General features: G+C 62.9%; 24 protein-coding genes. 2 read left to right on the top strand and 22 right to left on the bottom strand.

The genetic code is table 11. From position 1 onward, the window contains the following. Positions 1–9 precede the first annotated feature (9 nt). Positions 10–2,733 carry a dermonecrotic toxin domain-containing protein gene (locus JNA92_RS10120; protein WP_241804555.1) on the top strand — a complete coding sequence of 908 codons (2,724 nt, stop codon included), beginning with the start codon at positions 10–12 and terminating at the stop codon, positions 2,731–2,733. Between the two features lie 140 nt (positions 2,734–2,873). After that, positions 2,874–5,669, top strand: coding sequence for a dermonecrotic toxin domain-containing protein (locus JNA92_RS10125; RefSeq protein WP_241804556.1), 2,796 nt, complete (start codon positions 2,874–2,876; stop codon positions 5,667–5,669). A 311-nt stretch (positions 5,670–5,980) separates the two neighbouring features. On the opposite strand, the gene JNA92_RS10130 is transcribed toward JNA92_RS10125, so the two are convergent. From JNA92_RS10130 to fliL, 22 genes are all read right to left on the bottom strand, one after another. Continuing rightward, a complete protein-coding gene (locus JNA92_RS10130) occupies positions 5,981–6,376 on the bottom strand; it encodes a DUF2802 domain-containing protein (protein ID WP_241804557.1) in 396 nt (131 codons plus the stop codon). A gap of 1 nt (position 6,377) precedes the next feature. Continuing rightward, positions 6,378–6,857, bottom strand: a complete 480-nt coding sequence (locus tag JNA92_RS10135; RefSeq protein ID WP_241804558.1) for a chemotaxis protein CheW — start codon at positions 6,855–6,857, stop codon at positions 6,378–6,380. Between the two features lie 42 nt (positions 6,858–6,899). Beyond that, the gene (locus JNA92_RS10140; protein WP_241804559.1) at positions 6,900–7,775 is read right to left on the bottom strand and encodes a CheW domain-containing protein; all 876 of its coding nucleotides are present in this window, start codon (positions 7,773–7,775) and stop codon (positions 6,900–6,902) included. Continuing rightward, on the bottom strand, positions 7,772–8,563 hold the full coding sequence (locus JNA92_RS10145) for a ParA family protein (protein ID WP_241804560.1): 792 nt from the start codon (positions 8,561–8,563) through the stop codon (positions 7,772–7,774). Before JNA92_RS10145 ends, JNA92_RS10140 begins: the two co-directional genes overlap by 4 nt. A 91-nt stretch (positions 8,564–8,654) precedes the next feature. After that, positions 8,655–9,512 (bottom strand): flagellar motor protein MotD, encoded by an 858-nt coding sequence (gene motD, locus JNA92_RS10150; protein ID WP_241804561.1) that lies wholly within the window; start codon positions 9,510–9,512, stop codon positions 8,655–8,657. Positions 9,513–9,515: 3 nt separating this feature from the next. Beyond that, positions 9,516–10,256 (bottom strand): flagellar motor protein, encoded by a 741-nt coding sequence (locus JNA92_RS10155; protein WP_241804562.1) that lies wholly within the window; start codon positions 10,254–10,256, stop codon positions 9,516–9,518. Continuing rightward, positions 10,256–11,386 (bottom strand): protein-glutamate methylesterase/protein-glutamine glutaminase, encoded by a 1,131-nt coding sequence (locus tag JNA92_RS10160; RefSeq protein ID WP_241804563.1) that lies wholly within the window; start codon positions 11,384–11,386, stop codon positions 10,256–10,258. The genes JNA92_RS10155 and JNA92_RS10160 overlap by 1 nt, the downstream gene beginning before the upstream one ends. 46 nt (positions 11,387–11,432) lie before the next feature. After that, complete coding sequence (locus JNA92_RS10165) at positions 11,433–13,658, bottom strand: chemotaxis protein CheA (protein WP_241804564.1); 2,226 nt, start codon at positions 13,656–13,658, stop codon at positions 11,433–11,435. Positions 13,659–13,670: 12 nt separating this feature from the next. After that, positions 13,671–14,459, bottom strand: coding sequence for a protein phosphatase CheZ (locus tag JNA92_RS10170; RefSeq protein ID WP_039601990.1), 789 nt, complete (start codon positions 14,457–14,459; stop codon positions 13,671–13,673). Between the two features lie 18 nt (positions 14,460–14,477). After that, positions 14,478–14,852 carry a chemotaxis response regulator CheY gene (locus tag JNA92_RS10175; RefSeq protein WP_133328372.1) on the bottom strand — a complete coding sequence of 125 codons (375 nt, stop codon included), beginning with the start codon at positions 14,850–14,852 and terminating at the stop codon, positions 14,478–14,480. A gap of 104 nt (positions 14,853–14,956) precedes the next feature. Further along, on the bottom strand, positions 14,957–15,697 hold the full coding sequence (gene fliA / locus JNA92_RS10180) for an RNA polymerase sigma factor FliA (RefSeq protein ID WP_012315498.1): 741 nt from the start codon (positions 15,695–15,697) through the stop codon (positions 14,957–14,959). After that, entirely contained in the window at positions 15,694–16,527 is an 834-nt protein-coding gene (gene fleN / locus JNA92_RS10185; protein WP_011534890.1) for a flagellar synthesis regulator FleN, read from the bottom strand. Before fleN ends, fliA begins: the two co-directional genes overlap by 4 nt. 93 nt (positions 16,528–16,620) lie before the next feature. Beyond that, positions 16,621–17,928: a flagellar biosynthesis protein FlhF gene (gene flhF / locus JNA92_RS10190; protein ID WP_241804565.1), complete on the bottom strand. Its 1,308-nt coding sequence runs from the start codon at positions 17,926–17,928 to the stop codon at positions 16,621–16,623. Between the two features lie 11 nt (positions 17,929–17,939). After that, on the bottom strand, positions 17,940–20,069 hold the full coding sequence (gene flhA, locus JNA92_RS10195) for a flagellar biosynthesis protein FlhA (protein WP_241804566.1): 2,130 nt from the start codon (positions 20,067–20,069) through the stop codon (positions 17,940–17,942). Between the two features lie 176 nt (positions 20,070–20,245). Next, a complete protein-coding gene (gene flhB / locus JNA92_RS10200) occupies positions 20,246–21,388 on the bottom strand; it encodes a flagellar biosynthesis protein FlhB (RefSeq protein WP_241804567.1) in 1,143 nt (380 codons plus the stop codon). A gap of 2 nt (positions 21,389–21,390) precedes the next feature. Further along, positions 21,391–22,167 carry a flagellar biosynthetic protein FliR gene (gene fliR / locus JNA92_RS10205; RefSeq protein ID WP_241804568.1) on the bottom strand — a complete coding sequence of 259 codons (777 nt, stop codon included), beginning with the start codon at positions 22,165–22,167 and terminating at the stop codon, positions 21,391–21,393. Between the two features lie 7 nt (positions 22,168–22,174). Next, the gene (gene fliQ, locus JNA92_RS10210) at positions 22,175–22,444 is read right to left on the bottom strand and encodes a flagellar biosynthesis protein FliQ (RefSeq protein ID WP_012315510.1); all 270 of its coding nucleotides are present in this window, start codon (positions 22,442–22,444) and stop codon (positions 22,175–22,177) included. A gap of 21 nt (positions 22,445–22,465) precedes the next feature. Beyond that, positions 22,466–23,233, bottom strand: coding sequence for a flagellar type III secretion system pore protein FliP (gene fliP, locus JNA92_RS10215; RefSeq protein WP_241804569.1), 768 nt, complete (start codon positions 23,231–23,233; stop codon positions 22,466–22,468). Then, a complete protein-coding gene (fliO, locus tag JNA92_RS10220) occupies positions 23,233–23,688 on the bottom strand; it encodes a flagellar biosynthetic protein FliO (protein WP_241804570.1) in 456 nt (151 codons plus the stop codon). Before fliO ends, fliP begins: the two co-directional genes overlap by 1 nt. After that, a complete protein-coding gene (gene fliN, locus JNA92_RS10225) occupies positions 23,689–24,153 on the bottom strand; it encodes a flagellar motor switch protein FliN (RefSeq protein ID WP_241804571.1) in 465 nt (154 codons plus the stop codon). A 47-nt stretch (positions 24,154–24,200) separates the two neighbouring features. Further along, complete coding sequence (gene fliM / locus JNA92_RS10230; protein WP_012315514.1) at positions 24,201–25,169, bottom strand: flagellar motor switch protein FliM; 969 nt, start codon at positions 25,167–25,169, stop codon at positions 24,201–24,203. Positions 25,170–25,178: 9 nt separating this feature from the next. Beyond that, positions 25,179–25,676 (bottom strand): flagellar basal body-associated protein FliL, encoded by a 498-nt coding sequence (gene fliL / locus JNA92_RS10235; RefSeq protein ID WP_241804572.1) that lies wholly within the window; start codon positions 25,674–25,676, stop codon positions 25,179–25,181. Between the last annotated feature and the right edge of the window lie 90 nt (positions 25,677–25,766).

Here is a 25,766-nt window from a genome sequence, read left to right on the forward strand (position 1 = left end):
GGTAACCCCATGCAGCCCGCTCCCTCCCCCAGCCCGGCCCTGATCCGCCAGGCGTTGAAAGGTGTACCGCGCCCCGACCTGCTGGCCCAGCAGGTACTTACCGACTGGCTCACCCCCCAGGGCGTGGCGCAATCGCCATTGCTGATCGACGTGGTCACGTTCCATTACCGGACCGAACCGGCGGGTGAAGGCCGCGCCAGTACCTATACCAAAGCGGTCATCACCCAGAAAATGAACCTGGTCGAAGCATTGCTCGCCAACTGGCAGGGCGAATCCGCGGCAGGCTACGGAGGTTTTCACTATGGTGACTGGGCAGGCCTCCCGCCACAGGACCCGTTGACCATCGTTGACAGGCTCGAGCCAATCGACCCGCTCTCCAACGCCTCGCCTTACCAAGTGTTCAACGGCTTGTACACGCGCACCGAGCCTGCCCGGTACGCACCGGACACGCGCTTGCCGATACGCGCCGAGGACTTTCAGACCGCTGCCTGGAAGCTGAATTTCCACACCCTGTTCAAACAGCAACTCGACACTTACTGGGCGCAGCAGCAAGCCCAGTACCGGCGGGCCATTCACATCGCCTTCATCGCCGCGTGCAACCGCCAGGTGGCGCAGGGGAGCCTGTCCGATGCCCAGCGCCGTCTGGTCTGGCGAGCTTGCGGCTTGCTGCCTTACGGCGACCTCAGTGTGTCGTTGCTCAACGTCTACGGTTACACCTCGACCGACATCCTGTACATCCAGCAGGGCACCAGCAGTGAGACCGTCCTGTACATCCCCGGCAACTCATCGCCCTTTCATGCGTTCCCCGACGCGCAAGCCATGAAGCACTGGTTTGCCCGCCAGTGCCAGGCCGCAGACAAACGCAGGGCGATGCTGGGCCACTTCGCCCGCGCCGACTGGCCCGACGGCCTGGATTTCAGCGGCCTGCGCACGGCGTTGACGGGGCTGGGCCTGTACCCGGTCGCACATCGTTTCAGCGCCCATCACCCTGGCTTTGCCACCAGCGGCTACTGGGACCCGCAACAGATCATCGATTTCCGCCCAGATACCTATTCACCTCCGATCACCAGCGACCTCTTCGAGCACCTGACCTTGCAGCGCAAGCAGCGCACCTATGCCGATGCCGACAGCCAGATCACCAGCAACCATGAGATCGACAAGTCCCGATGGGGCAACTACCTCACGCTGGTCACCGCCCTGCTGGCGCCCCTGGTCATCGTCCTGCCCGAGCTTGCGCCGCTGCTGGTGATCGGTGGCCTGGGCCAGTTCAGCCTGGGCCTCGACCAGGCCATCAATGGCAAGAGCCTGGAGAGCAAGAACGCGGGTGTCGCCGACCAGACGTTCGGCTTGTTCAACGCCCTGCCCGTGGCCGGGCAGGGCTTAGCCAGGGAGGCAGCGGTGTTTCGATACTCCCGTCCAGGGTTCTTCGGCTCCGCCCGCGTTGCGGATTTGCTGGGCGCCCCGGTCGGCGCGGCGCCTGTTGCCCAGGCGAGCGATTCGGTGGAGCTGGCATTCCGGGCCCCGGCGGTCGTGTCCTCCAGTAGCCTGGCGGCCGTGGTGACGCGCGTCGACGAAAACCTTGAGCACCGCTTCATGGCATGGCTACAGACGCCCAAAGGCGTGGTCGGTGAATGGGTCGAGTATGAGTTTGCCAGCGACAGCTTCGTCCGCGCCCGAGACACGCACATGATCGCTCCGCTGCGCTGGCGGCTCGCCGACGGCCAGGACACAGCCCTGACCCTGTCCACCCAGCGGCATGTCGCCACCGACGCCCAGCGCACCACCACCCTTCGGGCATTGGGTATCGACCTGGAGGTGCCCATCGACTACGCGCCTTATGAGCAACTGCAACGCACGCCGATCCCCCGGCTGATCAGCAGTGTCTGGTTGGGCGACAGTGTGTTGCAAGGCGAATTCCTCGAAGCCCTGGTGCACAACACGCGCGTGGCCCGCATCAGTGGTTACCGCTACCAGATACTGCTTTCGCAAAACGACCACCAGGTGTTTCAGCGCAACATGCTGCTGCTGCGCGCGCGCGCGGTAGGCGCACAGCTGCTGCCCCTGGAAACCCAAGGCTTCTTCCGGGAATTCGCCCATTCAGCCTATTACCCGCAATACCTGGCCGCCATCGCTGGCAATGGCGGACCCGGCCGCAACCTTGCCTCCGCTTGCGACATCCTGCGGTACCGGTTGCTCAAGCACTATGGCGGGCTTTACCTGGACGCCGACGATCGGTTGCTGGACGCCAGCAGCGGCCAGTTCAGCCCTCCCCTGGCCAACCTGACACTCCAGACCACGGAGGATGGCCTGCTGCTCTCGCCACCGGTGTCGAACGACCAGTTGGGCATGTACGTCAAATTCAACAGCAGCATGATCGGCAGCCACCCGGGCAACCCGACGCTGGACGCAATTTCTGAAGAAATCCTGCGCCGCTACGGCCTGGAGCCCGACTTCTACAACAGCCGCCCACACCCCCGCCTGGCGCCGCTGTTGTTCCAGGCCTATGCCCGGCGCCTGAGTCAGTTGACCGGCCCAGCAGTGCTCAATGACGTAGTCGACCAACAGCTGCCGCTGCTCAAACAGCTGCGGGAAATCTGCCATCTGCTGATGTCCCCGGTCTACGACATCCATGCAACGCTCAACCTGCGCCGGTTCCACGCAGTGCTGCAGCAGCACGTTCCGCTCGACAGGGTTGCGCGCATTGGCCGCGAGCATAGCTGGGCCTACACCTGAGCGATCCACTGGCGGTTCGCCCGAGTCGGTCCGGTTTGCCCAGGTTAGGCGAACCCTGCGATGTACCTACATAAATAGCGCCATCCCTAGCTGCACGCAGGTCACCTTGGCCAGCCCTTACAAACTCAAAGGTAACCGCCATGACAACCCAGTACATCAATGCCAAGGGCACGCAATTCGTGCGCGACAGCCTTGCCGGCTTTCCACGCCCGGACCGCGCGGCAGCCGACGCCATACGCCAGTGGGCCCACCAGCGCGCCATGGACCTGGACCCGGACCGCGTCGACGCAGTGACCCTCCACTATCAGTTCAACCCCAAGCTCGGCTGGATTGCGATCGTCGCGCAAAAGATGACCCTGACCCAGGCCGTTCTCTCGAACTGGCAGGGCGAGTCGGCCAACAACTGGCTGGGGGCGGCGCTCCATGCTCCATGGGCTGGCGAACTGCCCGAAGGGCCACTGACCATCGTCCAGACGCTGCGCGAGCGCGGCCTGTTCGACTACCATGCCCCCTACAGCATCTACAACGGGCTGTTCAGGCACAGCGACCAGCCGCTATACAACGCAGATACGCATGTAGCGCTGGCGGCCGAGCAATTCCAGTCGTTCGTCTGGGGCCTGGACTTGCAGGTGCAGTACAAGTCGATGCTCGACCGCTACTGGGATGCCAACCTGGACCGCTACCGTGTCAGCGCCAAGATCAACTTCATCGCCGCATGCAACAAGCAAGTCACCGAGGGCAGCCTGAGTGATGCCGGCAGACAGCTGGCCTGGCAGGCGTGCGGCGTGCAGGCTTCAGCGCCGACGGCGCCCAGTGACGGCAAAACCAGCAGCAAACCGAGGCTGCGCGCCCGGTGGCTGAACGTCTATGGCTACCGCGCCACTGACCTGCTGTGCCTGTACGACGCCGTCAGCGGCCTGGTCTTGCTCTACATTCCGGGTAATGCCTCGCCCCTGCACGAATTCAGCGACAAACAAGCCATGCTGGACTGGTTTGCCCACCAGTGCCGCGACCCTCGCACGCGCGATGCCTTGCAGGACCACTTCGCCCTGGCCGATCGCGAAGACGGTTTGAGTTACAGCGGCCTTCACACCGCCCTATGCGGCCTGGGCAGCTACCCAGCCCCCTATCACCTCGACAGCAACCGCCCCGGTTTCACGGTGCAAGGCATCTGGCCCCCCCAGGACTACATCAACTACAAGGCCAAGGAATACAGCCCCCTGATCGAAGGCGACCTGTTCCTTTCCCTTGCCAGGCGCCAGAAGCAGCGCAGTTACCAAGACGCACACTTCATCATCACCAGCGACAGCGAAGTGACCAAGGCCAAATGGCGCGGCTACTTGAATTCGGCAATCAACCTGCTGGCCCCCTTGGCCCTGGTGGTGCCCGAACTTGCGCCGCTGTTCGCCCTCGGCGGCATCGCCCAGTTTGGCCTGGGGTTGGACCAGGCCATCCACGCCAAGACCGCCCAGCAAAGCGCCGAAGGCGTCAGCATGTCGGTGTTCGGGGTGCTCAATGCAGCACCGCTGGTGACTGTCGGGCTGTCCAGGGCACCGGTGCTGCTGCGCTTGAAGCGTGACGGCTTTGTGGTGCCCAGCAGGGTCAACGAACAGATCGGCTACCCCTTGAGCCCCCTCGACCCACCGCATCTGGCGCTGGCCGATGTGGCGGATTTTCTCCAGACCACAGACCCCATTGCACCGCTGCCCGGTGGCGACGACGCTGTAGCCGGTGCCGTGGTGAGGATCCCGCGCTACGACGGTTCGGCCGACCTGCTTACGGCGATGATCGGCGGTTATCATGAGCATATGTTCTACGACATGCAGGCCGATGCCTTTGGCCTGGAGAGCGGCCTCAATGAGGTTGAGCCCACCTACTACATCGCAGCGCCAGGCTCGCTCAATCTGGTCGAGGTGGATGCCCGAACGCGGCAGGTTACCGATCAGATGCGCATGGCGACCCTGCGTGCATTGGGCGTCGATCTGCACCTGCCCGTCGCCCTGCCGGCCTTGCGCACCGAAGCACTGCGGCCCATCCCTAAACAGGTGATGAACCTTTGGGTGGGCGACAAGGTGATCGAGCAAAGCCTGATCGACACTATCGCCCGCAACGCCCGCACGCTGCAGAACACCCAGTATGTTCATCGCCTGTATCTTTCCAGGGCCGAGCCGGCTGCCTTCCAGGCCAACCTGCGGCTGTTGACGGCGCATGCGCCCGGGGTGGAGGTAATGCCGCTTGAGGACCAGCCGTTCTATAAACGCTTCAGCGAGAGTGCCAACTTCGCCCAATACCAGGCGGCGATTCAAGGCAATGGTGGGGTGGCGAGCAACTTTTCGTCGGCGTCGGACGTTTTGCGCTATGCCCTGCTGGATCAGGAAGGTGGCCTGTACATGGACGTCGACGACACCCTGCTGGCGCCTGGCGAATACCCGGTGTCAATCGACGGCGCTCCCAGGGGCACGCCGGGAGAGCACTTGGATGACGTGGTACTCGCCACCACTGAAAATGGGCTGCTGCTGCACCCGGCGGTATCCAATGAAAGATTGGGCATGAACTGCCTGTACAACGGCAGCCTGGTAGGCAGCCATGCAGATAACCCGACGCTCAGGGCAATCCTGGAGGAAATGCAGGCGCGCTTCGAGCAAGCGCCGGGCTTCTATAACAGCAGGCCCTCCCTGCACACCGACCCGCAAGCTTTCTATGGTTATGCTCAGACGCTGAGCCGCCTCACCGGGCCGAGGTTGCTCACCGACGTGGTCGACCGGCTGTTGCCTGAGCTGGGCGTGATGCGTCAGATCATCAACCTGTATGCGTTCCCCCGCACCAACTCCTGGCAGTTCGTCAGCCTCGTGGAGTTTGAGGCAGCGCAGCGGCAGCTGCTTCCACTCAACCGCATCGCCAGGATCGGCGGATACAATTCTTGGGCCAGGCCCTGAGCGGCAGGCTCAGCAAGCACCTGCTGAATCAGGTCCGATGCCAGCCAGGCAAGCGATTTGGGGCCGCTGTGCGGCCCATCGCCGGCAAGCCGGCTCCCACCGGGTGGTGACAGTCCTTGAGGTCTGTGCTGCATCTAACACAGGGTTGGGCTGTGACAGTCCTTGAGGCCTGCGCCGTATCTCCCAAAGGGTGGAATGCCGCAGTCCTTCAGGCCTGCGCCGTACCTGTGAGCTGGCTTGCCGGCGATGGGCTGCGCAGCAGCCCTGATTACGCCAACCGACTGGCACTCACCTCAGGTCGCCTTTTCACGCTACTCGCCACGATGCAACTTGCTCATCAGCTCGGCCTCGGCCTGGGTCAAACCGCAGCTTTCGGTCAACTCCGACACACTTGCCCCCATCCCTACCAGTTTCGCCGCCTGGCTGAAGGTTACATCGCTCGGGTCACGTTGCTCCAGACGCTCCAGCCGGTCTGGCAAGGTCGCCACTACCGCGCGCAGCTCATGGATGGCTTCACCCATGCGCACGGTACCGTTCTGGTAATCATCCAGGCGCTTGGCCAGGTCCTTGATGCGCTGGTCACGCACGGCATCGCCCTGGGCCTGCTGGGCGGCGAGCTCGCGCTGACGCTTGCTGTAGTTGAGGAAAAACCACAGGCTCAGCGCCCACAACAGCGCCAGGAAGATGACAGCAACCTCGAAAATCAACTCAGATGTTCTCCAGCTCGGACCACTCTTCCTCGGTCATCATCTTGTCCAGCTCGACCAGGATCAGCAGTTCGCCATTCTTGTTGCACACGCCCTGGATGAACTTGGCCGACTCTTCGTTCCCCACGTTCGGCGCGGTCTCGATCTCCGACTGACGCAGGTAGACCACCTCGGCCACGCTATCGACCAGGATGCCGACCACTTGCTTGTCAGCTTCGATGATGACGACGCGGGTGTTGTCGGTCACCTCGGTAGGCATCAGGCCAAAGCGCTGGCGGGTGTCGATCACCGTCACGACATTGCCGCGCAGGTTGATGATCCCCAGCACATAGCTCGGCGCGCCCGGAACCGGGGCGATCTCGGTGTAGCGCAGGACTTCCTGCACCTGCATGACATTGATGCCGTAGGACTCGTTGTCCAGACGGAAGGTTACCCATTGCAGAATCGGATCTTCCGAACCTTGTGCAGACGACTTTTTCATTCCCCTAGCCCTCAAAATCCGCCAATGGCGGTGTGTTCGCAGTTATTTGTGTTTGGGATGCAGCTGCTTGACCGCGCCACTGGCGATCAGCTCGGCCAGTTCGGCCACGTCCAGCAGCGCACACATGTGTTCGATCACCGTGCCGGCCAACCACGGTCGCTGACCACGCTGGCTGCGCCATTTGATCTCCGACGGGTCCAGGCGCAGGGAACGGCTGACCTGATGCACCGCCAGCCCCCATTCGTAGCCCTGAACGGAAATGACATAGTGCAAGCCCTGACGGAAATCGTCCCGGTAACGATCTGGCATGACCCAGCGCGCCGTGTCCAGCACCTTCAGGTTGCCCGCCTGGCAAGTGAGGATGCCAAGGAACCAGTCCGGCTGGCCGAACAGCGGCGTCAGTTCCTGGCCCTCCAGGCTGTAGATCGAGCCCAGGCACACCAGCGGCACTGCCAGCGTCAGCCCGGCGACGTCGAACAGCAGGCACTCGAAGGGCTCGGCTGCCCAGGCCGGGCGACCATCGACCGTGGCCGGTGGCACAGGCGCGCTGGGCGCGGGCAGGTTGACTTCAACCAACGGCGCGACGGGCTCGGGCGCCTGAACCTGGGTCAGTACTGGAATGGCGGCTTCGGCCACCACCTTGGCCTCGACCACCGCCACCACCGGCGCTTCGACCGGCAAGACAGTCGCAAGTACCCCGGCCTGCGGTTCGGCGAAAGGCCTTGCCGGGATGCTCACTGCAGGCTTCTGGGCCTGTGGCTGCGCGTCTCGGGCCTGTTCTTCGCGCACCGCGGCGGCAAAGTCGTCACTCGCAGCCGGCAGCTCGAGAATGGCTTCAGCCTCGGTGGCCTCCTGCAGCAGGCCGTCCAGGTAAGATTGCAAGGCCAGTTGCGGCCGCGTACCGGTCTTCACCGTCATGACGCCACCTGTACTGCAGCCTTGTAGGTGAGCAGGTGCTTGAGCAGCGCCCGGTAAGCGATCACGCCGCGGCTCTTGCCATCGAACTGTGACGGCGTGACGCCGTTGCGGCTGGCATCGCGCAGGCGCGTATCGACCGGAATGTAGCCCTGCCACACCTGATGTTCGTAGGTATCACGCAATACTTTCAGGGTACCCAGCGAGGCCTGGGTCCGGCGGTCGAACAGGGTCGGCACGATCTGGTAAGGCAAGGCCTGCTTGCGCGAACGGTTGATCATGGCCAGCGTACCGATCATGCGCTCCAGGCCCTTGACCGCGAGAAACTCGGTTTGCACCGGGATCACCAGCTGCTGGCTGGCGGCCAGTGCGTTGACCATCAGCACCCCGAGCAGCGGGGGGCTGTCGATCAGGGCGAAGTCGAAATCCTGCCACAGTTGCGCCAGACTCTTGGCGATCACCAGCCCCAGACCACTCTGCCCCGGAGACTGCCGCTCCAGCACCGCCAATGCGGTACTCGAAGGCAGCAGCGAGATACGCTGGTCGCTGGTCGGCAGCAGCAGCTGCCCGGGCAAGCCATCCGGCACCTGGCCCTTGTGCAGGAACAGGTCGTAACAGCTGTGCTCCAGCGCATCGGGGTTGTGCCCGAAATAGCTGGTCATCGAACCATGCGGGTCAAGGTCGACGACGACCACGCGCTTGCCCGCCTCGGCCAGCAAACCGGCCAGGGCGATAGTGGTGGTGGTCTTGCCGACCCCGCCTTTCTGATTGGCTACTGCCCAGACTCTCATAGGACAACTCTTGATTCATGGAGGCCGCTGAACCCTGTGCGATCCGGCTTTGCAGCCGCCACAGGGGTCGCGGTGACAGAGAATTGACGAGTCACTGCCCCGCCGTCGCTGCTGGGGTTGCCGGTGCACTTTGTGTGCCAGCGCGGCGCAGGGCGGCGTCCGGGGTGGTGTTGGCACTGCCGGAGCCCGTCAGGCTGCGGCGTACTTCAAGGTTGCGCGAGATCACCAGCACCACACGGCGGTTTCGCGCCCGGCCCTCTGCAGTGTCATTGCTGGCCACAGGCTGATATTCGCCATAGCCCACCGAGGCCATGCGCGCCGGGTTGACGCCTTCCATCGCCAGCAGGCGGACAATGCTCGCCGCCCGCGCCGAAGACAGCTCCCAGTTGGTCGGGTATTGCGCGGTACGGATCGGCAGGTTGTCGGTAAAGCCCTCGACGTGCACCGGGTTGGCGAACGGTTTGAGGATGTGCGCCACCTTCTCGATGATGTCGAACGCCTGGTCGCTGGGCATGGCATCGCCACTGCCGAACAGCAGCGAGGAATTCAGCTCGATCTCCACCCACAGCTCGTTGGCGCGGATGGTCATCTGGTCGGAGCTGATCAGGTCACCGAAGGCATCGCGCACGTCTTCACTGATGGCTTTGAGCGGGTCGACGCTGGTCTGCGCAAGGCCAGCGTCGGTCTGCTCGCTGTCCTTGATCAACGGCTCGGCCGGCCTGACGCTGAGCGGTTGCTCATCGCCGATCGGGATTGGCTTCATGCTCCGCTCAGGGTCGTTGAACACCCCGAGCAACGCTTGCGAAATGACCTTGTACTTACCCTCGTTGATCGAGGAAATCGAGTACATGACCACGAAAAAGGCGAACAGCAAGGTAATGAAGTCGGCGTACGACACCAGCCATCGCTCGTGGTTTTCATGTTCTTCAGTATGGCGACGGCGACGCATAGGTTACTCCATGAAGCCTTGCAGCTTCAGTTCGATCGAACGCGGGTTTTCACCCTCGGCAATCGACAACAGGCCTTCTAGCAGCATTTCGCGGTAGCGTGACTGGCGCATGACGATGGCCTTGAGCTTGCTCGCGACCGGCAACAGAATCAGGTTGGCACTGGCCACGCCATAAATGGTGGCAACGAACGCAACGGCGATGCCGTTGCCCAGCTGAGACGGGTCGGCCAGGTTGCCCATCACGTGGATCAGGCCCATCACCGCACCGATGATGCCGATGGTCGGCGCGTAGCCGCCCATGCTTTCAAACACCTTGGCAGCCTGGATGTCACGGCCTTCCTGGGTCAGGAAATCGACTTCGAGGATACTGCGAATGGCCTCGGGCTCGGCGCCGTCGACCAGCAACTGCAAGCCTTTGCGGGCATACGGGTCGGGCTCGCCATCGGCCACACCTTCCAGGCCAAGCAGGCCTTCCTTGCGTGCGGTCAGGCTCCAGTTCACCACCTTGTCGATGCCGCCAGCCAGATCGACCCGCGGCGGGAAGATGATCCAGCGCAAGATCTGCAAGGCACGCTTGAACGATGACAACGGTGACTGCAAAAGCGCCGCCGCCAGGGTACCGCCCAGTACGATAAGGGCTGCCGGGCCATTGAGCAGCGCACCGACATGGCCACCTTCGAGGAAGTTGCCACCGACGATGGCAACGAAGGCCAGGATCAGTCCGATCAGGCTAAGGACATCCATTACACACACGCCTCGACCAGGTGCTTGCCGATCTCATCCAGGCTGTACACCGCATCGGCCAGGTTGGCTTTGACGATGGCCATGGGCATGCCATAGATCACGCAACTGGCTTCATCCTGGGCCCACACGGTGCTGCCGCCCTGCTTGAGCAGGCGCGCGCCTTCACGGCCATCGGCACCCATGCCGGTCAGCACCACCGACAGCACCTTGTCACCGTACGACTTGGCTGCCGAACCGAAGGTGATGTCCACGCAGGGCTTGTAGTTCAAGCGCTCGTCACCGGGCAGGATCTTCACCGTGCCCCGGCCATCGATCATCATCTGCTTGCCACCGGGGGCAAGCAGGGCCAGGCCTGGGCGCAGCACGTCGCCGTCCTCGGCTTCCTTGACGCTGATCTTGCACAGCTTGTCCAGGCGCTCGGCAAACGCCTTGGTGAACGCCGCCGGCATGTGCTGGATGAGCACGATCGGAGCCGGGAACCCGGCAGGCAGTTGCGTCAGTACCCGCTGCAGCGCGACCGGGCCACCGGTCGATGTGCCGATAGCCACCAGTTTGTAGGCCTTGCGCTTGGGCGCGGGCGAATGGCTTGACGCCGGTGCAGCCGCCGCTCGGGCAGGCGCCACGCTGCGTGTTGGCGCGGTGCTGGCCAGGCTGCTGGCGGGGGCGTGCGCCACGCTGGCAGGTGCCGGCGCAGGCGCCGCGGCGGTGCTTGGGTAACCACCGAAACGACGGTTGCTGCGCGAAAGGGTGTGCACCTTCTCGCACAGCATCTGCTTGACCTTCTCCGGGTTGCGCGAGATGTCCTCGAAGTTCTTCGGCAGGTAATCCACCGCACCGGCATCCAGCGCGTCGAGGGTCACACGGGCGCCTTCGTGGGTCAGCGAGGAGAACATCAACACCGGTGTCGGGCAGCGCTGCATGATGTGCCGCACGGCGGTGATGCCATCCATCATGGGCATTTCGTAGTCCATGGTGATGACATCGGGCTTGAGCGCCAGCGCCTGGTCGATCGCTTCCCTACCGTTGGTCGCGGTACCGACGACCTGGATCGTCGGGTCCGCCGAGAGGATTTCCGAGACGCGGCGGCGGAAGAAACCCGAATCATCCACCACCAGGACCTTGACTGCCATAAACACTCCATTAGGTGGCGCAGCCCCGCAGGGCGCGCCACCGAAATCAAATACGCCGCGCCGCGTAACGCTTGAGCATGCTCGGTACGTCGAGGATCAGCGCAATGCGACCGTCACCGGTGATGGTGGCGCCGGACATGCCCGGGGTGCCCTGCAGCATCTTGCCCAGCGGCTTGATCACCACCTCTTCCTGACCCACCAGTTGGTCGACCACGAAGCCGATGCGCTGGGTGCCCACAGAGAGAATCACCACATGGCCCTCGCGCTGCTCCTCGTGCACCTGGCCCTGGACCAGCCAGCGCTTGAGGTAGAACAGCGGCAGCGCCTTGTCGCGCACGATCACCACCTCCTGGCCGTCGACCACGTTGGTGCGCGACAGGTCCAGGTGGAAGATTTCGTTGACGTTGACCAGCGGGAAGGCGAACGCCTGGTTGCCCAGCATCACCATCAGGGTCGGCATGATCGCCAGGGTCAGCGGCACCTTGATGACGATCTTCGAACCCTGGCCTTTGGCCGAGAAGATGTTGATCGAGCCGTTGAGCTGGGAAATCTTGGTCTTGACCACGTCCATACCGACACCACGGCCGGACACATCGGAGATTTCCGTCTTGGTCGAGAAGCCTGGGGCGAAGATCAGGTTGTAGCAGTCCGACTCGCTCAGACGGTCGGCGGCGTCCTTGTCCATCAGGCCCTTTTCCACCGCCTTGGCGCGCAGAATGTTAGGGTCCATGCCTTTGCCGTCATCGGAGATCGACAGCAGGATGTGGTCACCCTCCTGCTCGGCCGACAATACCACGTGGCCGGTACGCGCCTTGCCCGAGGCTTCACGCTCGTCAGGCATCTCCACACCGTGGTCCACCGCGTTGCGCACCAAGTGCACCAGGGGGTCGGCCAATGCCTCGACAAGGTTCTTGTCCAGGTCGGTCTCTTCACCGACCAGTTCCAGGTTGATCTCTTTCTTCAACTGGCGGGCCAGGTCGCGGACCAGGCGCGGGAAGCGGCCGAAGACTTTCTTGATCGGCTGCATACGCGTTTTCATCACCGCGGTCTGCAGGTCGGCAGTGACCACGTCCAGGTTCGACACGGCCTTGGACATGGCCTCGTCACCGCTGTTCAGGCCCAGGCGCACCAGGCGGTTACGCACCAGCACCAGTTCGCCGACCATGTTCATGATCTCGTCCAGGCGCGCCGTATCGACGCGCACGGTGGTTTCCGCTTCGCTCACCGCGTGCTTTTCGGCAGCAGGTGCGGGCGCGCGGGCCGGCGCGGCGGGCTTGGCCGCCGCAGCAGGTGCAGGTGCAGGTGCCGGCTTGGCCACCGGCTGGCTTTGCGCCTTGGCGGCCGCAGGGGCGGCAACGGCGGCGGGCGCTTCAGCGGTAACCGCATCGCCGGTGAACTTGCCTTTGCCATGCAACTGATCGAGCAGTGCCTCGAACTCGTGCTCGCTGATTTCATCGCTGCTACCGGCAGCTGACGCTTCGCTGGCCACCGGCGCCACGGCAGCAGGCAGCGCATCCGCCTGGAACGTGCCCTTGCCGTGCAGCTGATCGAGCAGCGACTCGAATTCTTCGTCAGTGATCTCGTCGCTGGCTGGCGCGCTGGCAGAAGCGGCCACAGGCTCTGTGGCAACGCCTTCGGCCGAGAACTGGCCCTTGCCGTGCAACTGATCGAGCAACGATTCGAATTCGTCGTCGGTGATCTCGTCACCCGAACCGGACAGCGTTTCGCCTTGCAGTTGCTGTTCGGCAGCGGCTGCCTGGGCTTTGACCGCATCGAGCGAGTCGAGCAGCTGCTCGAATTCGGTGTCGGTGATGTCGGCCTCGGCGGCAGGTTCGGCCGGCGCAGGCGCAGCCTCGACCACCGGCGCAGCCGCTTCAGGGCCAGCCGGCTCGGCCAGGCGTGCCAGGGCCGCCAGCAACTCGGGCGTGGCCGGGGTGACTTCACTGCGCTCGCGCACCTGGCCAAACATGCTGTTGACCGTGTCCAGTGCTTCGAGCACCACGTCCATCAGTTCCGCGTCGACCCGGCGCTCACCTTTGCGCAGGATGTCGAACACGTTCTCGGCGATATGGCAGCACTCCACCAGCTCATTGAGCTGGAGGAAGCCGGCGCCCCCTTTTACAGTGTGGAAACCGCGAAAGATCGCATTGAGCAGGTCGGCATCATCGGGCCGGCTTTCCAGCTCGACCAGTTGCTCGGACAGTTGCTCAAGAATTTCGCCGGCTTCTACCAGGAAATCCTGAAGGATTTCTTCATCGGCGCCGAAGCTCATTAAACGTGCTCCTCAAAAACCCAGGCTGGACAGCAGATCATCGACATCGTCCTGACCGGACACGACGTCTTCACGCTTATCGGCATGAATCTGCGGACCTTCACCCCGAGCCGGATATTTTTCTTCATCTTTTTCCGCGCGCAGCTGTTGGTGGTCATGTTCGATACCGGCAAAACGGTCGACCTGACTGGCCATCAGCACGAGCTTGAGCAGATTGCTTTCGACTTCGGTCACAAGCGCAGTCACCCGCTTGATCACCTGGCCGGTCAGGTCCTGATAGTCCTGAGCCAGCAGAATGTCATTGAGGTGGCCGGATACCTTGCGGTTACCTTCAGCGCTGTGCGTCAGGAAACTGTCGACACGCTTGACCAACTCGCGGAATTCCGGCGCAGCGACTTCGCGGCGCATGAAACGCTGCCAGTCGACACTGAGGTTCTGCGCCTCTGCAGCCAAGTCGTTGAGCACGGGCGTGCTCTCCTCCACCAGGTCCATGGTGCGGTTGGCGGCGCCTTCAGTCAGCTTGACCACATAGGACAAGCGTTCGGTGGCATCGGTGATCTGCGAGACTTCCTCGGCCTGCGGCATGCGCGGGTCGATCTGGAAGCTGACGATCGCACTGTGCAGCTCGCGTGTGAGCTTGCCGACTTCCTGATACAAGCCGCGGTCGCGGGTCTGGTTGAGCTGATGAATCAGCTGCACCGCCTCGCCGAACCGGCCCCGTTCCAGGCTTTCGACCAGTTCCTGAGCATGCTTCTTCAGGGTTGACTCAAACTCCCCCAAAGACGTTTGTGTTGATTCCATGGCGCCCCCTGACTTTGTTCAGCCGTTGACGCGTTCGAAGATCTTCTCGATCTTTTCTTTGAGCACCTGGGCGGTGAACGGCTTGACCACATACCCATTCACACCGGCCTGAGCCGCTTCGATGATCTGGTCGCGCTTGGCTTCGGCCGTCACCATCAGTACCGGCATACCCTTCAGGCGCTCGTGGGCACGTACCTTGCGCAGCAAGTCGATACCGGACATGCCAGGCATGTTCCAGTCGGTCACCAGGAAGTCGTAATGGCCGCTTTCGAGCATCGGCAACGCCGTGGTGCCGTCGTCAGCTTCGTCGGTATTGGTGAAGCCCAGATCACGCAACAGGTTCTTGATGATCCGCCGCATCGTCGAAAAGTCGTCAACGATGAGGATTTTCATGTCTTTGTTCAATTAGACCTCCAAGCAGTCTCAAACGCGCTCGGCCCCGAGCGCGCATTCAATCAATTCGGTACAACGTGAAAACGACTGCAACGACCCCGGGCTCAACGCGCCCGCCATTCCCCAAGACGGCTGCGCAAACGCGCGGCGCACTGGCTGTGCAGCTGGCTGACACGCGATTCGCTGACCCCCAGTACCTCACCGATTTCCTTGAGGTTCAGCTCTTCGTCATAGTACAGCGCCAGTACCAGCCGCTCGCGCTCCGGCAGGTTGGCGATGGCATCGGTCAGGGCGGCCTGGAAGCGCTCGTCCTCCAGGTCGCGCGACGGCTCGACCTGGCCACTGGCGCCCTCCTCGTGCAGCCCTTCGTGCTCGCCGTCCTGCAACAGGTCGTCAAAGCTGAACAGGCGGCTACCCAGGGTATCGTTCAAAATCCCGTAGTAATCATCGAGACTCAACTTGAGTTCGGCCGCAACTTCATGATCTTTAGCGTCGCGGCCGGTTCTTGCTTCCACAGCGCGCATCGCATCGCTGACCATACGCGTGTTGCGGTGCACCGAACGCGGTGCCCAATCACCTTTGCGTACCTCGTCGAGCATGGCGCCGCGGATGCGGATGCCGGCGTAGGTTTCAAAGCTGGCGCCCTTGCTGGCGTCGTATTTGTTGGCGACCTCAAGCAAGCCGATCATGCCGGCCTGGATCAGGTCTTCCACCTGCACGTTGGCAGGCAGGCGCGCCAGCAGGTGGTAGGCAATGCGCTTGACCAGCGGCGCGTAGCGTTCAACCAGATCGTACTGGGCGTCTTTGGACGCCTTGCTGTACATCTTGAACCCGCTCGCACTCATAGGACCGGCCCTGCACTGGTTGGCTGCACCAGGCGTTCGACGAAGAACTCCAGATGCCCGCGCGGGTTGGCCGGCAGCGGCCAGCTGTCGACCTTCTGGGCAATGGCCTTGAAGGCCAGCGCACACTTGGAACGAGGGAAGGCTTCGTAGACTGCCCGCTGCTTCTGCACCGCCTTGCGCACACACTCGTCATACGGCACGGCGCCGACGTATTGCAGGGCAACGTCGAGGAAGCGATCAGTGACCTTGGTCAACTTGGCGAACAGGTTGCGCCCTTCCTGCGGGCTTTGCGCCATGTTGGCCAGCACGCGGAAACGGTTCATCCCGTAATCGCGATTGAGCAGCTTGATCAGCGCGTAGGCGTCGGTGATCGAGGTCGGTTCGTCGCACACCACCAGCAGCACTTCCTGGGCTGCACGAACGAAACTGACTACCGAGTCACCAATCCCCGCAGCGGTGTCTATCACCAGCACGTCGAGGTTGTCGCCGATCTCGCTGAAGGCCTGGATCAGCCCGGCATGCTGGGCCGGTGCCAGGTGCACCATGCTCTGGGTGCCGGAGGCCGCCGGCACGATGCGCACACCGCCCGGCCCCTGCAACAGCACGTCGCGCAGCTCGCAGCGCCCTTCAATGACATCGGCCAGGGTGTGTTTGGGGGTCAGGCCCAGCAACACGTCGACGTTGGCAAGGCCCAGGTCGGCGTCAAGCAGCATGACCCGGCGGCCGAGTTCGGCCAGTGCCAGGGACAGGTTCACTGAAACGTTAGTCTTGCCGACGCCACCTTTGCCACCGGTCACGGCGATCACCTGTACGGGATGCATGCTACCCATGTTCGTTGTTCACCTTGTCTCGCTTGGACCCAAGCCACACGTGGGGCATCACAGCGGTCCCCTTGGTGTAGGTATTTTGCATACGCTTGATCATCAACCCGCTCTCCTTGGGTTGTGATAGAGATCAGCGAACATGTCGGCCATGGCCTCTTCGCTGGGCTCATCCTGCAACTGCACATTGACCGCGCGGCTAACCAGTTGGTGCGCCCGCGGCAAGTGCAGGTCGTCAGGAATGCGCGGGCCATCGGTAAGATAGGCAACGGGCAGTTCATGACTGATGGCCAGGCTCAGCACATCGCCGAGGCTCGCCGTTTCATCGAGTTTGGTCAGGATACAGCCGGCCAGGCCACAGCGCTTGTAGCTGTGGTAGGCGGCCGTCAGCACCTGCTTCTGGCTGGTGGTGGCCAGCACCAGGTAATTCTTCGCGGCGATGCCGCGGCTGGCCAGGCTTTCCAGCTGCATGCGCAGGGCCGGGTCGCTGGCCTGCAGGCCGGCGGTATCGATCAGCACCACGCGCTTGCGCAGCAGCGGCTCCAGCGCCTGGGCCAGCGACTGGCCGGGGTCTACATAAGTCACCGGCACGTTGAGGATGCGCCCCAGGGTCTTGAGCTGCTCCTGGGCACCAATGCGAAAACTGTCCATGCTGACCAGGGCCACGTTCTGCGGGCCGTACTTGAGGACATAGCGCGCCGCCAGCTTGGCCAGCGTGGTGGTCTTGCCCATGCCGGCAGGGCCGACCATGGCGATCACGCCACCCTCTTCGATCGGCTCGATCTCCGGCACTTCGATCATGCGTGCCAGGTGCGCCAGCAGCATGCGCCAGGCCTGGCGTGGCTCCTCGATTTCGGCGGTCAGGTCCAGCAGCTCGCGGGCGATCGGCCCGGACAGGCCGATGCGCTGCAGCCGGCGCCAGAGGTTGGCCTGCGCCGGTTTGCTGCCTTGCAGCTGGTTCCAGGCCAGCGAACCGAGCTGCACTTCCAGCAGCTCGCGCAGGCCCGACAGCTCAGAGCGCATCGCATCGAACAAGCGCGGGTCGACCGGTGCCGGCGCAGCAGGTGCGGCAGGGGCCGGCACGTCCACATGCGGTTCGATCAATGGCTGCGAGGCGGTCAGCGACTGCCCGGCGAACAATTGGCGGCTGCCTTCGCTGGCATCACTGCGGTTGTCCAGCTCAGCCTGGGCAGTGGCGATGCGCGTCTGGGTCTTGCGCAGCTCTTGCTCGAGCTCGGCGTTGGGCACGCGCGGGGCCAACGCGGACAGTTTGTAGTCCAGCGCGGCCGTCAGTTCGACACCGCCAGCGATGCGCCGGTTACCGATGATGGCGGCGTCGGAGCCCAGCTCATCACGGACCAGCTTCATGGCCTGGCGCATATCGGCGGCGAAAAAACGCTTAACTTGCATAACCCACTACCTCAGCCGTTGGGGCCCACGGTGGCAACGATGGTGACTTGCTTGTTATCCGGTATTTCCTGATACGCCAGAACATGCAAATTCGGTACAGCCAGGCGGCCGAAGCGCGACAGCATGGCACGGATCGGGCCGGCAACCAGAAGGATGGCCGGCTGGCCCTGCATCTCCTGACGCTGGGCCGCTTCAATCAACGAACGCTGCAGCTTTTCGGCCATGCTCGGCTCCAGAAGAACACCGTCTTCCTGACCTTGCCCGGCCCTTTGCAGACTATTGAGCAAAATCTGTTCCAACCTTGGCTCAAGCGTGATCACAGGCAGCTCGGACTCAACGCCGACAATGCTTTGCACGATGGCGCGACACAATCCGACGCGCACTGCCGCCACCAGCGCGGCAGTATCTTGACTCTTACCCGCATTATTGGCGATGGCCTCGGCAATGCTGCGGATGTCACGCACCGGCACCTGCTCGGCGAGCAATGCCTGCAGGACCTTGAGCAGGCCCGACAAGGAAATGACACCCGGCACCAGTTCCTCTGCAAGTTTAGGCGAAGCCTTGCCCAGCACCTGCAGCAATTGCTGCACTTCCTCGTGGCCGATCAGTTCGTGGCAATGCTTCTGCAGGATCTGGTTGAGGTGCGTGGCAACCACGGTACTGGCGTCGACCACGGTGTAGCCCAGCGACTGCGCCTGGGCACGCTGGCCGATATCGATCCATACCGCTTCCAGGCCGAAGGCCGGGTCACGGGCGGCGATGCCGTTGAGGGTACCGAAGACCTGCCCAGGGTTGATGGCAAGCTCGCGGTCCGGGTAGATCTCGGCCTCGGCCAGAATCACGCCCATCAGCGTCAGGCGATAGGCGCTGGGCTGCAGGTCGAGGTTGTCGCGGATGTGCACGGTCGGCATGAGGAAGCCCAGGTCCTGGGAGAGCTTTTTGCGCACGCCCTTGATCCGAGCCAGCAGTTGCCCACCCTGGTTGCGATCGACCAGCGGGATCAGGCGGTAACCGACTTCCAGGCCGATCATGTCGATCGGCGTCACGTCATCCCAGCCAAGCTCTTTGGTTTCCATGGCCCGTTGCGGCGACGGCAGCAGGTCCTGCTGGCGCTGCGCCTCTTGCTGCGCGGCGACCTTGGCCTTCTGCTGCTTCTTCCAGACCAGGTAGGCACCACCGCCGGCCACCAGCCCAAGGCTGAGGAAAGCGAAGTGCGGCATGCCTGGCACCAGGCCCATGACGATCATCAAGCCTGCCGATACCGCCAGCGCTTTGGGCGAATCGAACATTTGCCGGTTGATCAGCTTGCCCATGTCCTCGGAGCCGGAAGCACGGGTCACCATGATCGCGGCAGCGGTGGACAGCAGCAGTGATGGCAATTGCGCCACCAAACCGTCACCAATGGTCAGCAGCGCATAGACCTTGCCGGCCTCGCTGAAGGACATGTTGTACTGGAGCATGCCAATGAGCATGCCGCCGATGAGGTTGATGAACAGGATCAGCAGGCCGGCGATGGCGTCACCGCGCACGAATTTGCTGGCACCGTCCATCGAACCGTAGAACTCGGCCTCCTGGGCGACTTCGGCGCGTCGCGCCTTGGCCTGGGACTGATCGATGAGGCCGGCATTGAGGTCGGCGTCGATTGCCATCTGCTTGCCGGGCATGGCGTCCAGCGTGAAACGCGCGCTCACTTCAGAGATGCGCCCGGCACCTTTGGTGACCACCACGAAGTTGATGATCATGAGGATGGCGAACACCACTGCACCGACGACGTAGTTGCCGCCGATCACCACGTCACCGAACGCCTGGATCACTTGGCCCGCAGCGCCATGGCCCTCCTGGCCGTGGAGCATGACCACACGCGTGGAGGCGACGTTCAAGGCCAGCCGCAACAGCGTCGCCACCAGCAAAATGGTGGGGAACGCGGCAAAGTCGAGTGGCCGCAAGGCATACACGCAGACCAGCAGGACCACAATCGACAGGGCGATGTTGAAGGTGAAGAACACGTCGAGCAGGAACGGCGGTATCGGCAACATCATCATTGCCAACATCACCAGCAGCAACAGCGGCACACCCAGGTTGCCCCGGCCCAGGCCGGCCAAGTTGTGGCGTGCGTTGTTGATTAACTGACTGCGATCCACCGAGAGCCCTCTTCAAGCAAAACTTTGACGCCCCAGGGGCGCTTGGGCGTGGCTCTGCAAGAAGCTTTCCAACTTTGCGACAGCTGCGAGCTTTAAGCTGCAAGCTGCAAGGAACGCATGGCAGCGCCGTCCTGCTTTTTCTTGAGGCTTGCAGCTTGAGGCTTGCAGCTTAAAACTCAGCTATCACGCCGCAAATCCGGCGGTATCGGCAAATCTTCCTTCAATGGCTCCGGCCGTTTGCCCTTGCCGGACCGGTACTGGCGGATCTGGAACACATACGCCAGCACCTGCGCCACCGCCAGGTACAACCCTGCGGGAATCTCCTGTTCGATTTCGGTGGAGTAGTAGATCGCACGCGCCAGCGCAGGCGACTCGAGAATCTGCACCTTGTGCTCGACCCCGATCTCGCGGATTTTCAAGGCAATGAAATCCGTACCTTTGGCCAGCAGCAACGGCGCCACCCCACCCTTCTCCGGGTCATACTGCAGCGCCACGGCATAATGGGTCGGGTTGGTGATGATCACATCCGCATCGGGCACGGCAGCCATCATCCGCCGCTGCGATACCTCGCGCTGCAACTGGCGAATCCGTTGTTTGACCTCAGGCTTGCCTTCGCTGTCCTTGTACTCGTCCTTGACCTCCTGCTTGGTCATCTTCAGCTTCTTGTGCGTCTGCCAAAGCTGGAACGGCACGTCTGCCGCAGCCACCAGCAACAGCCCGGCCGACATCCACAATGCACTCCACCCCACCACCTGAACGCTATGAATGATCGCCTGCTCCAGCGGTTCGTTGGCGATCGCCAGCAACGCCTGGCGGTCGTTGGCCAGCACCACCAACGCCACCACAAGGATGACGACGAACTTGGCAACGGCCTTGAGCAGCTCGGTCAGGGCATTCATCGAGAACATGCGCTTGATCCCCGACAGCGGGTTCATGCGGCTGAATTTTGGCTGCAGCAGGCTGCCGGAGAACAGGAAACCGCCCAGCGCGATGGGCGCAATGAAGGCCACCACGAACAGCAGGATCAGCACCGGTTGCACTGCCCAGATCGCCATCTTGCCCGAGGCCAGCAAGAAGGCGCCCATGGCACCCTCGTCGACGATCACTTCACGGGTCAGGCTGAAGTTGAGGCGCATCATCTCCAGCAGCGTCTCGGCCAGGTGCCCGCCGAACGCCAGCAGCCCACCCGCGCCCCCCAGGGTCACCGCCACGGTGTTCAACTCCTTGGAACGGGCGATCTCACCTTTTTCTCGCGCGTCGCGCTTGCGTTTGTCGGTGGGGTCTTCCGTCTTGTCCTGACCACTCTCGCTCTCAGCCATGCTCAGCGCGCCCTCGCCAGTTCACGCAGCCATTGCAGCGCTTCGCTGGCCAATGCCTGGTAGTGCGGAAGAATATCGGCAAGGCCCACCCAAAAGATGCCGATACCCAGCACCAGGGTCAGCGGGAACCCGATAGAGAAGATGTTCAACTGCGGCGCAGCGCGGGTCATCACGCCAAAGGCGATGTTCACCACCAGGAGCGCGGCGATTGCCGGCAGGATCAGCAGCAGACCGGCACCAAATACCCAGCTCAGGCGGCCGGCGATTTCCCAGAAGTGGTTGACCACAAGCGCGTGACCGACCGGCAAGGTGGTAAAGCTTTCGGTCAGCACTTCGAATACCACCAGATGGCCGTTCATCACCAGGAACAGCACGCTCACCAGCATGGTCATGAACTGGCTGACCACCGCCACGTTGACGCCGTTGGCCGGGTCGACCATCGATGCGAACGCCATACCCATCTGTATCGCGATGATCTGCCCGGCGATGACGAACGCCTGGAACAGCAACTGCAACGAAAAACCGAACAATGCCCCGACGATGATCTGTTCACCGCACAGCAACATGCCACGCAAGCTCAGCGGGTCGAATTCCGGCAACGGCGGTAACGCCGGCACGATCACCACGGTAATGGCCACGGCTGCGTACAGGCGTATGCGCGCCGGCAGCATGCGGGTACCGAAGATGGGCATGGTCATCAGCACTGCGGTCACCCGGAACAGCGGCAGGATGAAGGTGGCGACCCAGGTGCCGATCTGTGCGTCGGTCAGCTCCAGCATGGCCGCCTCAACCGATCAGCTGCGGGATGCTGGTGTACAGGCCCGTGATGTATTCCATGAACTTCTGGGTCAGCCAAGGGCCGGCGACGATCAGTGTCACCAGCATCACCAGCAGGCGCGGCAGGAAGCTCAGGGTCTGTTCGTTGATCTGCGTGGCAGCCTGGAACATCGCAACCACCAGGCCGACCAGCAGGCTCGGCACCACCAGAATGGCCACCATCAGCGTGGTAAGCCACAGGGCGTCGCGAAACAGGTCGACGGCAACTTCAGGGGTCATGCAAGGCTCTCCTTGACGGCGTCAGACGCCGCCGAAACTGCCGGCCAGGGTGCCCATGATCAGCGCCCAGCCATCGACCAGAACGAACAGCATGATCTTGAACGGCAACGAGATGATCAATGGCGACAGCATCATCATACCCATGGCCATCAGCACACTGGCGACCACCATGTCGATGATCAGGAACGGGATGAAAATCATGAAACCGATCTGGAACGCGGTCTTGAGCTCCGAGGTGACGAACGCCGGCACCAGGATGGTCAGCGGGACCTGATCAGGCCCGGCAATGTCGGTGCGCTTGGACAGGCGCATGAACAGGTCCAGGTCGCTCTGCCGGGTCTGCGCCAGCATGAAGTCCTTGAGCGGCCCCTGGGCCTTGTCGATCGCCTGCTGGGCGGTCATCTGCTCGTTGAGGTACGGCTGCAGTGCATCCTGGTTCACCCGGTCGAACACCGGGGCCATGATGAACATCGTCAGGAACAGCGCCATGCCGGTCAGCACCTGGTTCGACGGTGTCTGCTGCAAGCCCAGGGCCTGGCGCAGGATCGAGAACACGATGATGATTCGGGTGAAGCTGGTCATCAGGATGACGAACGCAGGGATGAAACTCAGCGCCGTCATGATCAGCAGGATCTGCAGGCTGACCGAGTATTCCTGCTGCCCGTCCGGGCCGTTGGACAGGGTGATGGCCGGGATCGACAGCGGGTCGGCCGCCAGGGCCAGAGGCGCTGCCAACAGCAGCACCAGCATCAACAACAGGCCCGACAGGGTACGTAGCGCGCCGCTCATCACTTCTTGTCCTTATGATCCTTGCCCATCAGCTCCATGAGGCGCTGGGCAAACTCCGGCGTCGCCTGGCGGGCGCTGGCCGGCACCTGCACGGGCTCGGCCAGCACATGCAGAGCTTCGATGCTGCCTGGGGTGTGGCCGATGAGCAGCTGCTCCTTGCCCACCTGCACCAGCAACAGCCGGTCACGCGGGCCAATGGCGCGGCTGCCGATCACTTCGATCACCTGGCCGCCCTTGGGTGCTGCGCCCTGCATGCGGCGCAGCAGCCAGGCCAGAAAGAAGATCAGGCCCACCACCAGCAGCAGGCCGAGCACCATTTGCGCCAGCTGCCCACCCAGGCTGCCGGGCGCTGCGGCCGGCGGCGTGGCCACCACGGCCGGTGCGGCAGCGGCGATCACCACTTCGCTGGCGAGCAGCGCGGCAAGGGCCGTGACAGCCCGTATCGTGCCCTTCACTCAGCGCAGCTTCTTGATGCGTTCGCTGGGGCTGATCACGTCAGTCAGGCGGATGCCGAACTTCTCGTTGACCACAACCACCTCGCCGTGGGCGATCAGGGTGCCGTTGACCAGCACATCCAGCGGCTCGCCGGCCAGGCGGTCGAGCTCGATCACCGAACCTTGGTTGAGCTGCAGCAGGTTGCGGATGTTGATCTCGGTGCTGCCCACTTCCATGGAGATGTTCACCGGGATGTCCAGGATCACGTCCAGGTTCGGCCCTTCCAGGCTGACGTTTTCCTTGGGCCGGGGGGAGCTGGCGAACTCCTCCATCGGCAACCGGCCGGCACCGGCGCTACCGCCGTCGCCGCCGAGCAGCGCGTCGATGTCAGCCTGGCCGGCATCACCGGTTTCTTCCAGCGCCGCAGCCCATTCATCGGCCAGGGCCTGTTCTTCCGGGGAGGTAATCTCGTTTTCGTTAGCCATGATGTCCTCGACAGGCATTCAATTCGTAGTGAGCGACCGGCACGCCGTCAGCGGCGTTCGATCGGGTCGATGATCTGCAACGCCAGGTTGCCCTTGTGCGAACCCAGGCGCGCCTTGAACGACGGCACGCCATTGGCACGCAGCACAAGGTGCTCCGGCAGCTCCACCGGGATCACGTCACCCGGTTGCATGTGCAGCACATCGCGCAATTTGAGTTGACGGCGGGCAACCGTGGCACTGAGCGGTACCGAAACGTCCAGCACGTCTTCGCGCAGGGCCTTGACCCAGCGCTCGTCCTGGTCGTCCAGGTCGGACTGGAAACCGGCATCGAGCATCTCGCGCACCGGCTCGATCATCGAGTAGGGCATGGTCACGTGCAGGTCGCCGCCTCCACCGTCCAGTTCGATATGGAAGGTCGACACCACCACGGCTTCGCTCGGCCCGACGATGTTGGCCATGGCCGGGTTGACTTCGGAGTTCATGTACTCGAAGTTGACCGGCATGATCGCCTGCCAGGCTTCCTTGAGGTCGATGAAGCACTGGTCCAGCACCATGCGCACCACCCGCAGTTCAGTGGGGGTGAACTCGCGGCCTTCGATCTTGGCGTGACGACCGTCACCGCCGAAGAAGTTGTCCACCAGCTTGAACACCAGCTTGGCGTCCAGAATGAACAGCGAAGTACCGCGCAGCGGCTTGATCTTGACCAGGTTGAGGCTGGTCGGCACGTACAGCGAATGCACGTACTCGCCGAACTTCATCACCTGCACACCCCCCACCGCAACGTCGGCGGAGCGACGCAGGAGGTTGAACATGCTGATACGGGTGTACCGGGCGAAACGTTCGTTGATCATCTCGAGGGTCGGCATGCGACCGCGCACGATCCGATCCTGGCTGGTCAGGTCGTAGCTTTTGATGCTGCCAGGCTCGGCAGCGCTCTCGGTCTGTACCAGCCCATCATCGACGCCGTGCAGCAGGGCGTCGATCTCATCCTGGGACAGCAGGTCCTGTACGGCCATTGCGGACTCCTACTGCAATACGAAATTGGTGAACAGCAGCTGGTCTATCACCGGCTTGCCGACTTCCTTCTGCGCCACTTCCTGAACCACTGCGGTGGCTTTCTGACGCAGCATCTCCTGGCCCACGGAGCTGGCGGCCAAGGTGTCGAAGCCCTGCCCGGAGAACATCATCACCAGGTTGTTGCGGATCACCGGCATGTGCACCTTCAGGGCATCCAGGTCAGCCTGGTTGCGCCCTTGCAGGGTGATGCTCACCTGCATGTAGCGCTGGCGGCCGTTCTGGTTGAAGTTGACCACGAAGGCCGGCGCCAGGGGCTCGTAGATTGCCGCCAGCTTGACGTTGGCCGCTGCCGGATCGGCCGCTGGAGCCGACTCGCTCTTGTGCATGAAGAACCAGGTCGCGCCCACCGACAGGCCGACCGCCAGCAGAAGGGCCAGCACCAACAGCAGGATCAGCTTGAGTTTGCCTTTAGTGGCGGGGTCTTTCACTGCGTCGCTCTTCGCCATGCCAATAATCCGTCGTCCATCGGGGTTTCAAATGAGGATGACGTGGCTTGAGCAAGTGTTATGCCAGATTGGGATTTTTGCCGGTACCGG

This window comes from Pseudomonas putida (assembly GCF_022627325.1).
GTDB lineage: Bacteria > Pseudomonadota > Gammaproteobacteria > Pseudomonadales > Pseudomonadaceae > Aquipseudomonas > Aquipseudomonas putida_X.

Excerpts from the sequence above, each read along its gene's own strand:
- JNA92_RS10120 (WP_241804555.1), top strand. The coding sequence starts at position 10 with ATGCAGCCCGCTCCCTCCCCCAGCCCGGCCCTGATCCGCCAGGCGTTG.
- JNA92_RS10125 (WP_241804556.1), top strand. The coding sequence starts at position 2,874 with ATGACAACCCAGTACATCAATGCCAAGGGCACGCAATTCGTGCGCGAC.
- JNA92_RS10135 (WP_241804558.1), bottom strand. The coding sequence starts at position 6,857 with ATGAAAAAGTCGTCTGCACAAGGTTCGGAAGATCCGATTCTGCAATGG.
- JNA92_RS10140 (WP_241804559.1), bottom strand. The coding sequence starts at position 7,775 with ATGACGGTGAAGACCGGTACGCGGCCGCAACTGGCCTTGCAATCTTAC.
- JNA92_RS10145 (WP_241804560.1), bottom strand. The coding sequence starts at position 8,563 with ATGAGAGTCTGGGCAGTAGCCAATCAGAAAGGCGGGGTCGGCAAGACC.
- motD (WP_241804561.1), bottom strand. The coding sequence starts at position 9,512 with ATGCGTCGCCGTCGCCATACTGAAGAACATGAAAACCACGAGCGATGG.
- JNA92_RS10155 (WP_241804562.1), bottom strand. The coding sequence starts at position 10,256 with ATGGATGTCCTTAGCCTGATCGGACTGATCCTGGCCTTCGTTGCCATC.
- JNA92_RS10160 (WP_241804563.1), bottom strand. The coding sequence starts at position 11,386 with ATGGCAGTCAAGGTCCTGGTGGTGGATGATTCGGGTTTCTTCCGCCGC.
- JNA92_RS10165 (WP_241804564.1), bottom strand. The coding sequence starts at position 13,658 with ATGAGCTTCGGCGCCGATGAAGAAATCCTTCAGGATTTCCTGGTAGAA.
- JNA92_RS10170 (WP_039601990.1), bottom strand. The coding sequence starts at position 14,459 with ATGGAATCAACACAAACGTCTTTGGGGGAGTTTGAGTCAACCCTGAAG.
- JNA92_RS10175 (WP_133328372.1), bottom strand. The coding sequence starts at position 14,852 with ATGAAAATCCTCATCGTTGACGACTTTTCGACGATGCGGCGGATCATC.
- fliA (WP_012315498.1), bottom strand. The coding sequence starts at position 15,697 with ATGAGTGCGAGCGGGTTCAAGATGTACAGCAAGGCGTCCAAAGACGCC.
- fleN (WP_011534890.1), bottom strand. The coding sequence starts at position 16,527 with ATGGGTAGCATGCATCCCGTACAGGTGATCGCCGTGACCGGTGGCAAA.
- flhF (WP_241804565.1), bottom strand. The coding sequence starts at position 17,928 with ATGCAAGTTAAGCGTTTTTTCGCCGCCGATATGCGCCAGGCCATGAAG.
- flhB (WP_241804567.1), bottom strand. The coding sequence starts at position 21,388 with ATGGCTGAGAGCGAGAGTGGTCAGGACAAGACGGAAGACCCCACCGAC.
- fliR (WP_241804568.1), bottom strand. The coding sequence starts at position 22,167 with ATGCTGGAGCTGACCGACGCACAGATCGGCACCTGGGTCGCCACCTTC.
- fliQ (WP_012315510.1), bottom strand. The coding sequence starts at position 22,444 with ATGACCCCTGAAGTTGCCGTCGACCTGTTTCGCGACGCCCTGTGGCTT.
- fliP (WP_241804569.1), bottom strand. The coding sequence starts at position 23,233 with ATGAGCGGCGCGCTACGTACCCTGTCGGGCCTGTTGTTGATGCTGGTG.
- fliN (WP_241804571.1), bottom strand. The coding sequence starts at position 24,153 with ATGGCTAACGAAAACGAGATTACCTCCCCGGAAGAACAGGCCCTGGCC.
- fliM (WP_012315514.1), bottom strand. The coding sequence starts at position 25,169 with ATGGCCGTACAGGACCTGCTGTCCCAGGATGAGATCGACGCCCTGCTG.
- fliL (WP_241804572.1), bottom strand. The coding sequence starts at position 25,676 with ATGGCGAAGAGCGACGCAGTGAAAGACCCCGCCACTAAAGGCAAACTC.